We start from the raw sequence: 9,611 nt of genomic DNA, 5'->3' as shown, positions 1-9,611 counted from the left end.
TTAATTAGTGAATGCGAAACCAATGCTGAACGTGTTATACTTGTATCTGAAATTACAAATTGAAAGGATGTTATATTTTGTCTAATACACCAAATCATCAAAAAGTTGTTTTAGTCGGCGACGGCGCTGTAGGTTCTAGTTTTGCTTTTGCAATGGCTCAACAAGGAATTGCTGAAGAATTCGTTGTTGTCGATGTCATCAAGGAACGTACACAAGGTGATGCACTTGATCTTGAAGATGCAACTCCATTTACTTCACCAAAGAAGATCTATTCTGGTGAATACTCAGATTGCAAGGATGCTGACTTAGTTGTCATCACAGCTGGTGCTCCTCAAAAACCTGGTGAAACTCGTTTAGACCTTGTAAACAAGAATTTGAAGATTTTATCAACAATTGTTAAACCAATTGTTGACTCAGGCTTCAATGGTATTTTCTTGGTTGCTGCTAACCCTGTTGATATCTTAACTTACGCTACATGGAAATTCTCAGGATTCCCTAAGGAAAAAGTTATTGGTTCAGGAATTTCTTTGGATACTGCTCGTTTACGTGTGGCTCTTGGTAAGAAATTCAATGTTTCACCTGCTTCTGTTGATGCTTACATCTTGGGCGAACATGGCGATTCAGAATTTGCTGGTTACTCAGCAGCTACTATCGGCACAAAACCATTACTTGAAATTGCTAAAGAAGAAGGCGTTTCAACTGATGATCTTGCTAAGATTGAAGACGAGGTTCGTAACAAAGCTTACGAAATCATCAACAAAAAAGGCGCAACCTTCTATGGTGTTGCAACTGCTATGACACGGATTTCAAAAGCTATCTTACGTGATGAAAATGCGGTTCTTCCTGTTAGTGCTTACATGGACGGCCAATATGATGGCTTAAAAGACATCTACATTGGTACACCAGCTGTTATTAATGGTTCAGGTTTAGCTCGTGTTATTGAATCTCCATTAAATGCTGATGAAAAACAAAAGATGGCTGCTTCTGCAAAAACTTTGAAGAAAGTTTTAAACGATGGTTTAGCTAACTTGGAAAAATAAAGTTAATTTTTTGACTGTTATTAAAAAATCGATAATTCGCGAACTTAATTTACGCGGATTACCGATTTTTTTGTTTGTCTAAAAGTTCAAAGTACAAAAGGCGGTCCAAACCAAGCGAGCCGCAGGACGGAAGTTAAACTATTCTGTGTCGTCTGATTCACCAGGCTTAGAACTCGCACTGTATTTCGGCTCAACTCTCGTTGGAGGACGGACGATTAAGCTAATTTTGTTCCTACTAATAACTTCATCACAGTTGACTAAGCATAATTTCATTCTTTCAACCTTTAATTATTGATTTAAAAACTAATATCGGCCGCAAATATCTAAGACGACCTATAATAAGAGTGACTTTAAGAAGGAAATTTCCCACGCTGCGGCGCTCCAAGAAATTGATGTTACTCAGTTAAAGAAGACGCTTGAAACCGAGGAACTATTCGTTAATACTGTCGAATGGAAGCACGTTAACTATTCAGCATATCTGAAAAGTACAAATGAAATTCTCAAGAGTAAAGTTGAGGAGAAAAACCGTATTAAACGGCTTCAAAATAATCAGCAAAGGATTAATTTTGCTGAAGAAGGCATGCGAATTCATAAACATCAGAGCGGAGAGATTTGCGCATTTTGTGGAAACGCTATTTCCGAAGAAACCTTTCAAGAACTCGAATCATACTTTAGTGCTGATGAAGTGGCAGTATTGAAAAACCGAATTGTTGAGGGTAAGAAAAAAGTAAGTCAATTATCAAGCTTAATTATAAGCATGAAATGGACTCAGGCAGCATTTTATCCGGAATATCAGGAAACGGCGGGGAATATTTTGGATGATTTAGTTGCACATAAAAAGATAATATTATCATTTTGTGACGCTTTGGAAGACGCACTAGAATCCAAAGAAAAAAATTTATTTAGCGAGTTGGACGAATTAGACATAGAAGTTCCAGAAGATTTTGATTTTTCGAGTTACAATTCGTTGGTGAAGAATAATAAGGAGTATGGAGCATCACTCGCAACAAAAAAAAGGGAGGCACAAGAAAAGCTCCGATATAACATGATTTACAAATTACTTGGTCAGTTCAAATATGATGTGAAATGTGTGCAGATGAACGATGTAAGAAAAACATTTAAAAATGTCAAAGAAGAGTTTGACAAAAAAGTAGGACAGCAAGCAGACCTTGAAGCGGACATTCAGAATTTGAATGATCAAATTGATGCTTTGAAGCCGAAAGCCGAGGTACAGGCAATTAAAAACATCAACAAACGTTTACAAGGAGTTGTTCCGTGGCAGTTAACTTACACAGAAAATGAAGAGACTGGTTATTACCAGGTTTCACAAACTGTAGGTAAAAAAAGCACACTACGCAGAGTGAAAGAGTTATCCACTGGTGAAAAAAATGTAATTGCACTATTATATTTTTTAGAGAAACTAGGTGAGACAACCATACAAACATCTACGTCTCCAAAGTTAATAATTTTTGATGACCCAATGAATTCGAACGACTCTGATATGCAATATTTGATTATTACGGAAATGCAGAAACTTTATCAAGGGAAGCAAAGAGAACGCTTTGATCACCAAAAAGACTTCATTGTAATCATGACTCATAATATTCATTTGGTAGATTGTAAAATTAATCCGAACGCTGTTCGGACAAAAAAGATCAGCTTCCTTTAAAATGGTGTTTACCACAAACCCATCTTTTAGGAGCTGATCTTTTGTCTAGTATAACCTATTCCGAACGAATTAAAATCGAAACCTTTTGTGAACTAGGGCTGTCCAATATCCAAATGGGCGTTCGGCTGAACCGATCACCGTCAACAATTTCTTATGAATTATCTCGATGTCAACCTTATCAGGCTGAATTAGCACAAACAGATGCCGAATACAAGCGATCACGATGTGGTCGGAAAACTAAGCTGAGCGATGAGTTAAAGCAAAAAATTCTCAACCATTTACGTCTAAGCTGGTCACCAGGAATGATTGCTCACGAATTTAAACTAGCTACTAAATCTATTTATAATTGGCTAAATCAGGGGAGAATTGGTTTCTCTTTGAATGATCTACCTGAACATGGCGTACGCCAACGGCGTAACGTTGACCAACGATCCAAATATAATCAATCTTTGGGGCGATCAATTGAACAGCGTCCCATGATGATTAATCAACGTAAGCGCATCGGCGATTTTGAACTAGATACAGTCGTTGGTCCTCGTGGGCATAGTAAGGCAGTTTTATTAACTTTAATCGATCGCAAATCACGGTTCCTTTGGGCATACCGGTTAAAAGATCGGACGACAGCGACTGTTAATGAAGCACTAACTAAGTTCCTAACCACTTTTAATGGTCCGGTGCACAGCTTTACTGTGGACCGTGGCACTGAGTTTAGTGGGCTAGTATCACTTGAATCACAATATGGTATTAAGACCTATTACTGCCATGCTTATACGCCAGCTGAACGTGGTAGTAATGAACGCTTTAATCGGAATTTACGTTATTTTTATCCTAAAGGGACTCGTTTTGAGCACATTAGTGCTCAAGATTTAACGACGACGTTACTCCAAATTAACCAGCGACCGCTTAAAATACTCGACTGGCAAACACCGTATCAGGTTATGCTGACAAATTTGTCCAAAAATTCGGATTAAATTTGCAATCTACCATTTTTACTTAAACGTTCCTCCGTATGGGGCATTTGAAGACAAGAACGGCAAGACAAAATATGATAAGAGTGACTTTTATCATTTGCGGCAAGGGTCATTCGTTCAGATTACTGATGCGAAGCGGGATATGCAGACAAATTATGATGCACTCTGGATAGAACTTGGTGATTTGGCAAAACATGGGTATACAAATTCCATGCTTAACTCAATGCGTCGAATTATTGAGACGTACATCGAGTTTACGGGAATTAAGCAGGATGAATTTTATCGGAATAATGAGCAGTATCTCAAACTATTCAATGTTAATTCTCATTCAGCCATTGACGAGTTTTCTGCACAATCCTTTACCGAGAGCGCAGATGAGTTGGTATCAATCTTTCATCGGATTCTTGCGGATAATCATGCTGAAGCTCATTTCACAGCACACTGGAAAAACGATAATGCAGTAAAGCATTAGTTCTCAATATTTATTTTGATAGTAGCACGTACATCGCTCTGCAATTTCTCTCATATCATCGTTTCGCCAAGCATACATTTGAATGAACAATATCTTTAATTAAAAACAGAGCTGCATTTTATTATTACAGCCAAAGCAACTGGCCAACAGGGTATGCCCTAATGGCCTTTTTTATTTCCGTGCTATACTAGGAATTACAGATGTTCATTAGAACTGTCCAAAAGGAGAACTGAAAATGACTAAAATCGGTTATGCTCGCGTGAGTTCCAAGGAGCAACATTTAGATCGACAGTTAGCGGCTTTAAAAGGCGTTGATAAATTATTTACGGATAAATTAAGTGGGGCTAACACCAATCGACCTGAACTGCAAAAACTGCTGGCTTATATCCGCGAGGGTGATATTGTCTTGGTCACTGAACTAGATCGCTTGGGCCGAAACAACCAGGATTTAACCCAGATCATGAACACCATTCAAAGTAAGGGGGCCACCCTAGATGTGTTGAATTTGCCGTCTATGACGGGGATTGCTGACCAAAACTTACGTCAACTCATGACCAACCTCATCATTGAACTATATAAGTATCAAGCCGAAAGTGAGCGTAAGCGGATTATTGAGCGGCAGCAACAAGGCATTGCCCTGGCTAAACAACAAGGCAAATATCATGGTCGGAAACCTCAATATGCCAAAGATGATCCCCGCTTGCAACATGCTTTTAAGCTTTATCAGGCAGGCATGAGTGACATAGACGTTGCTCGGAATACCGGGATCAAGCGGACAACTTTTATTCGATATCGTAAAAAGCTTAATATCAAGAGATAGGACACTTAGCTAGTGTATACTAATCATTCATGAATATAAATCATATGTACCATTTGCAAATATACGTGCTACGTGCTATTATACATGTAATGATATTTATTAAGCTTACTTAGCATGTATGAGGAGGGAAACTAATGGAAATTATTACATTTTCAGCTATAAAAGGCGGCGTTGGTAAAACTACCCTAGCTTTTAATTATGGTGAATGGTTAGCAAAAAATGGCAAGCATGTTTTATTTATTGACTTAGACCACCAAAGTAATTTAACCCAGACTTACAACATTTACGACAATCAAGACACCGTTGGCAACATTTTCTTAGATCGAGGGAAAGTCAAAATACATGAAATAAGTGCTTATATTAGTCTAATTGCCGGAGACATGCACCTTGACGATATTGAGCGGACCATTGAAAATAAGACTAACAAAAACATGTTCCTCTACATGTGGTTGTCAGATAATTATGAACGCTTAAATTTAGGAAAATTCGAGTATATTATTTTGGATTGTCACCCAGATTTTTCTACTGCTACCAAGAATGCAGTAATCATTAGTAATGCTATCCTTAGTCCAATCACACCTAGCGAACATGGGTATAATGCAAAATTTAACCTAGAAGAAAGAATTAACGAATTACGCAAAGAAGCCATTGATTACTCTACTAGAAAATCTTATGTCACGACCAAATTATTTTTTATCGCCAACATGATTAAACACAACACAAGATCATCTCGCGAGTTATTAAAAGCCTTAAAAGGCGATCCCAGTGTATTGGCTACAGTTCCAGAAAAGGAGCTATTCAATCGTTCAACGTTGGATAAAAAATCTCTTTCAAAAATGGCTGAAGACCACAAAACATATATTGATCAACATGAATTTTTTGATAGTATGGACAAAACATTTAATGAAATCACGGAAAAGTTATAAATGCTTTGTACACGTGTTAATCACATGTATATTCAATACGTATACATGTGAATTATAAAGGAGGACTACCTATGGCATTCGATCCAGAGAACAAAAACATAAAAAAGGCACTACAAAAAAATGAAACAGAACAGCAAACTGATACTAAAGATAAACTTGTTATTCCTGTTTTTAAAGATGAAGAGGAACGTACTAAGAACTATACCTTTTCACTTCAACCTAGCGCACGCAAAAGACTTGATGGTCTGGCTAAAGAACATAATTTTAAGTCTGCCTCCAAATTTTTAAATGAGCTTATAAAAAATATGTGATGTCACTTTAAGGGGGGGGAGTTGTTATGGAAATTTCAATAAATGTTACATTTTTGCTTGCCAGCCTTATTGTCTTTTGGATAATTCCAGCCATTGGAATTGCCAAAAAGCACCTAGTAGATGACCGCTTTTTTATTCGCCAGTGGTTATTTCCAATGCAATATTGGTTACAACTTTTCTTTGAAAGAATCAGTGGTAATCGTCGTATTGTCGTAAGAATTTTACAAATAATGTCCCTGTTTATCACTTATTTCATCGGGTTACTTATGCTCCTTATATTTAGTGCTTTTGATATTAATACGGCCAAGCATTTTAGTGTCTTTATATTATTTGAGTATTTACTGGTATCTTCTATCGCTTACTGGTTTCAACCAAAAGCTGGCAAAGTATACAAGACTAAATAAAGTTGCTGCTAGGTAAGCGCTATGCTAGACTAAGACTAATTTAACAACCGAATACAAAGATCAAGCTAAACAGAAAAATCCCCGATTCACGAGGAATCAGGGATTTTAGGTTTAGCAAGTAGCTAACAGACAGCTACTTAGATTCAGACGATTTAGACCGGCAAGTTAAAATCGTCTGAACATTGTTCTTAATTTGTAAGTTAATTATACCGCAAACCAGCCCGTAAGGACAAGTTAAGGATAGTTAAAAAACACAAATTAAAACCAATGGACTAAGTAGCTAACCGAAGCTATTTAGTCCATTTTTTGTTGTTAGAAATTAAAAAAGTTGCCGACTGGGCAACCAAGAAATAGACACATGCTGGTAAATTACAAAGCATTCATTTAGCCGTGAGGCTTTGTAATTCAGTTAGAGCATATCAGATTTGTATTTTAAAGCAAATCAAATGTTTTAGCAACTCTCTTTTGAGACAGCGTGTGTCAGTCAAGAAAGGGAGTTTTAATTATGACAAAATCAACAAAGTTCAATTACTATGAAGCCGATAACGTATATGGAGCCTTATTTTTCCAATTTCCTAAAGTATTAATGTATGGCGATCAATACAAACATTTAAGCAATGACGCTAAATTAGCTTATATGGTCCTCAAAGACCGTTTAGAGTATTCTTTGCGCAATAACTGGGTTGATAGTGAGGGTCATGTTTACTTTATCTTTACCAACCAAGAACTAATGGACTTGTTTAATTGCTCAAAGGGAAAAGCCATCAAAACAAAAACAGAGCTGGAATCAATCGGATTACTCGTTCAGAAACAAATGGGTTTTAACCCGAAAACTAAAAAGAATGAACCGAACCGTTTATACCTTTCCAAACTTGATGTCAAAGCCACCGATGTCTATTTACGCGGTGAATATGGTCAAAATAGCCCGCAAACCCTTGCTACGAGCGGAAGTTCAAAAAATGAACTTCCGCGGGAGACCGTTGAAACCCTTGCTACGAGCGGAAGTTCAAAAAATGAACTTCCGCATAAGTTCGTTGACGACACCCCGCAAACCCTTGCTACGAGCGGAAGTTCAAAAAATGGACTTAATCTATATAAAGAACCTAAAGAAAAAGATAAAGATAGATACAATATAGATACTCAAAAGTTGGACTTTTCCACAGCTCATTTCTCACCAGCAGAACTAGAAAAGCAAAACCATGATCTCGTGAGCCATGCTAATGACTTCTTAACTGATGAAGACAGTGGCTTACCGGTTTTCTTAGAACCCGAAGCTGTGCAACTACTTAGTTTTTGGTGCCGTACCCCACAACAAATGCGGCGCTTCATTGGCATTATCTTAAATGCTAAGTACCGAGTTGAAAAGGATCATCAAGATATTGGCGTCATAATCTCGCTTTACGACGAAGAACTAAAACCTTTGATGACTAAAGCCTTAAGACGCTACTTTAACGTTCTTAGAAGCAATGAGAAACATGTCAAGAACGTTGAAAACTACTTGTATGGCACCATGCAAAACCTATTTGGCGTTTGGTGGAATCAACAAGCGGCTAGAGAATATGCGGCCAAACACCCTAAAGAACAAAATATTGATAACGAGCGTTCTTGGAATTAAACGTCATATTAGCTCGTTTAAGCCATTTTAAGTGTTACATGCATAATTATATTAAAATCGCTTTAAAATCGCTTAGAAGCAAAGATAGACACTTTGAGTGGCTGAATTGGCGATAGCTAAACTAAAAAAATGGGATAGGAGCTTTTTAAATGACCAAATCCAGCAAAGAAGTTGAAAAAATTGAGCAATTGTTGGCTGACCCCTGGGCAGTCGATATTCAAGACATTTGGGAGCAAGCAGCACATAATCCAGATCCTGATAAGCGCAAGTTGTTTGACGCGTTACACACTTACCTCTTAGATAAACGCCAAGAACAAATTATCAACGAAAAGCATTTCGTGATTTAACATGAGTGAGCTAAAGAGATACATCATCGTGGCTGGGATAAACGGTGCTGGTAAAAGCACTTTATATCGCGCGAGACCCGAATTATTTACTCACTCCAAACGATTAAATGCCGATGAAATCCTACAAAAAATGGGTGGCGATTGGCATAAAGATCGTGATAACTTTAGGGCAATGCGCGAAGAAATAAAACAACTCCACGCGGCTTTAGATACCGGGCCGAGTATTCATGTTGAAACAATCTTAGCTGGGCAAGGAAAGGCACAATTAAATTTAATTGAGCGGGCTCACCAAAATGGTTTTGAGGTCACGCTTTTATACGTGGCATTAAAAAACGAAAGAGTAGCAATTAATCGGGTTCATGAACGGGTCAAAAAAGGTGGGCACGGAGTACCAGATGAAATTGTTAAAAAACGCTATAATCAATCAAATCATAATTTAGCAATAGTTGCATTCAAAGCTGATAATGTCGTGATCTACGATAATAGCCAAAAATTTGTATCAGTTTACAGACGAGAGCATGACCAGGTGATCAAAAATAATTTACGTAATTTTCCTTGGATAAATCCAAAAATTACCTTTGAATCAGCTATACAGAAACAACTAAATGAATTTGGTAAAAATAATCCAGATTTAAAAATTAGAAATCCCATGAATAATTCAGAAAATAAAAACGATCGGCCTAGTTATTAGGCTGATCGTTTTTGAGTTTATTTGGTTTATGGGCGTTAACATAGTCAGCAAATGTTTTTAAAAGCTCTTCGGTTTGTTCAACCGAGAGATTATCAGCTTGAAAGTATTTTTCTAGCAAAGCCCCTTTTTGAATTAATCGGCGAGAACGGGCTTTGCGGGTTTGCCGATTTTCGTAGTATTTAGATTGCCGTAATTTAAAATCTTCTCGCTCAATTTTTTGTTTTAAACGCGCTTGTTGCTCAACTAGTTTTTCATATTGATTAGACATGGAATTTCCCCATCTCGTATGGCTAATGATCTACGGACTTTACCTTTAAAAATTCAGAAAATTGCTTGGCTAAAAGA

At 37.3% G+C, this 9,611-nt stretch carries 12 protein-coding genes; 11 read left to right on the top strand and 1 reads right to left on the bottom strand.

Annotation, left to right across the window (positions count from 1 at the left end; all coding sequences use genetic code 11):
* Positions 1 to 77: 77 nt before the first annotated feature.
* The 11 genes from ACG72T_RS12390 (at position 78) to ACG72T_RS12340 (ending at position 9,266) form a co-directional block, all read left to right on the top strand.
* Positions 78 to 1,040 carry an L-lactate dehydrogenase gene (locus ACG72T_RS12390; RefSeq protein ID WP_198073575.1) on the top strand — a complete coding sequence of 321 codons (963 nt, stop codon included), beginning with the start codon at positions 78 to 80 and terminating at the stop codon, positions 1,038 to 1,040.
* A 319-nt stretch (positions 1,041 to 1,359) separates the two neighbouring features.
* Complete coding sequence (locus ACG72T_RS12385) at positions 1,360 to 2,709, top strand: AAA family ATPase (RefSeq protein WP_373926910.1); 1,350 nt, start codon at positions 1,360 to 1,362, stop codon at positions 2,707 to 2,709.
* 41 nt (positions 2,710 to 2,750) lie between these two features.
* Positions 2,751 to 3,680, top strand: a complete 930-nt coding sequence (locus ACG72T_RS12380) for an IS30-like element ISLpl1 family transposase (protein ID WP_003592463.1) — start codon at positions 2,751 to 2,753, stop codon at positions 3,678 to 3,680.
* Positions 3,658 to 4,152, top strand: a complete 495-nt coding sequence (locus ACG72T_RS12375; RefSeq protein ID WP_395266445.1) for an AAA family ATPase — start codon at positions 3,658 to 3,660, stop codon at positions 4,150 to 4,152. The genes ACG72T_RS12380 and ACG72T_RS12375 overlap by 23 nt, the downstream gene beginning before the upstream one ends.
* 235 nt (positions 4,153 to 4,387) lie before the next feature.
* On the top strand, positions 4,388 to 4,972 hold the full coding sequence (locus ACG72T_RS12370; RefSeq protein WP_105923078.1) for a recombinase family protein: 585 nt from the start codon (positions 4,388 to 4,390) through the stop codon (positions 4,970 to 4,972).
* Positions 4,973 to 5,106: 134 nt separating this feature from the next.
* Entirely contained in the window at positions 5,107 to 5,898 is a 792-nt protein-coding gene (locus ACG72T_RS12365) for a ParA family protein (protein WP_016527412.1), read from the top strand.
* Between the two features lie 71 nt (positions 5,899 to 5,969).
* The gene (locus ACG72T_RS12360; protein ID WP_041095869.1) at positions 5,970 to 6,209 is read left to right on the top strand and encodes a hypothetical protein; all 240 of its coding nucleotides are present in this window, start codon (positions 5,970 to 5,972) and stop codon (positions 6,207 to 6,209) included.
* Between the two features lie 26 nt (positions 6,210 to 6,235).
* Positions 6,236 to 6,613 (top strand): hypothetical protein, encoded by a 378-nt coding sequence (locus ACG72T_RS12355; protein ID WP_062688638.1) that lies wholly within the window; start codon positions 6,236 to 6,238, stop codon positions 6,611 to 6,613.
* 505 nt (positions 6,614 to 7,118) lie between these two features.
* Entirely contained in the window at positions 7,119 to 8,228 is a 1,110-nt protein-coding gene (locus ACG72T_RS12350) for a replication initiator protein A (protein ID WP_105923077.1), read from the top strand.
* A 149-nt stretch (positions 8,229 to 8,377) separates the two neighbouring features.
* Entirely contained in the window at positions 8,378 to 8,575 is a 198-nt protein-coding gene (locus ACG72T_RS12345; protein ID WP_057799489.1) for a hypothetical protein, read from the top strand.
* A 1-nt stretch (position 8,576) separates the two neighbouring features.
* A complete protein-coding gene (locus ACG72T_RS12340) occupies positions 8,577 to 9,266 on the top strand; it encodes a zeta toxin family protein (RefSeq protein ID WP_057799491.1) in 690 nt (229 codons plus the stop codon).
* On the opposite strand, the gene ACG72T_RS12335 is transcribed toward ACG72T_RS12340, so the two are convergent.
* On the bottom strand, positions 9,256 to 9,534 hold the full coding sequence (locus ACG72T_RS12335) for a hypothetical protein (protein WP_265478817.1): 279 nt from the start codon (positions 9,532 to 9,534) through the stop codon (positions 9,256 to 9,258). The two genes, ACG72T_RS12340 and ACG72T_RS12335, sit on opposite strands and share 11 nt — an antisense overlap.
* Positions 9,535 to 9,611: the final 77 nt, after the last annotated feature.

The organism is Companilactobacillus sp. FL22-1 (genome assembly GCF_043951805.1).
Classification (GTDB): Bacteria; Bacillota; Bacilli; order Lactobacillales; family Lactobacillaceae; genus Companilactobacillus.
The sequence above is the reverse complement of the archived record's forward strand: the minus strand, read 5'-3'. Positions and strand labels throughout refer to the sequence as shown.

Excerpts from the sequence above, each read along its gene's own strand:
- ACG72T_RS12355 (WP_062688638.1), top strand. The coding sequence starts at position 6,236 with ATGGAAATTTCAATAAATGTTACATTTTTGCTTGCCAGCCTTATTGTC.
- ACG72T_RS12340 (WP_057799491.1), top strand. The coding sequence starts at position 8,577 with ATGAGTGAGCTAAAGAGATACATCATCGTGGCTGGGATAAACGGTGCT.
- ACG72T_RS12345 (WP_057799489.1), top strand. The coding sequence starts at position 8,378 with ATGACCAAATCCAGCAAAGAAGTTGAAAAAATTGAGCAATTGTTGGCT.
- ACG72T_RS12350 (WP_105923077.1), top strand. The coding sequence starts at position 7,119 with ATGACAAAATCAACAAAGTTCAATTACTATGAAGCCGATAACGTATAT.
- ACG72T_RS12365 (WP_016527412.1), top strand. The coding sequence starts at position 5,107 with ATGGAAATTATTACATTTTCAGCTATAAAAGGCGGCGTTGGTAAAACT.
- ACG72T_RS12335 (WP_265478817.1), bottom strand. The coding sequence starts at position 9,534 with ATGTCTAATCAATATGAAAAACTAGTTGAGCAACAAGCGCGTTTAAAA.
- ACG72T_RS12370 (WP_105923078.1), top strand. The coding sequence starts at position 4,388 with ATGACTAAAATCGGTTATGCTCGCGTGAGTTCCAAGGAGCAACATTTA.
- ACG72T_RS12360 (WP_041095869.1), top strand. The coding sequence starts at position 5,970 with ATGGCATTCGATCCAGAGAACAAAAACATAAAAAAGGCACTACAAAAA.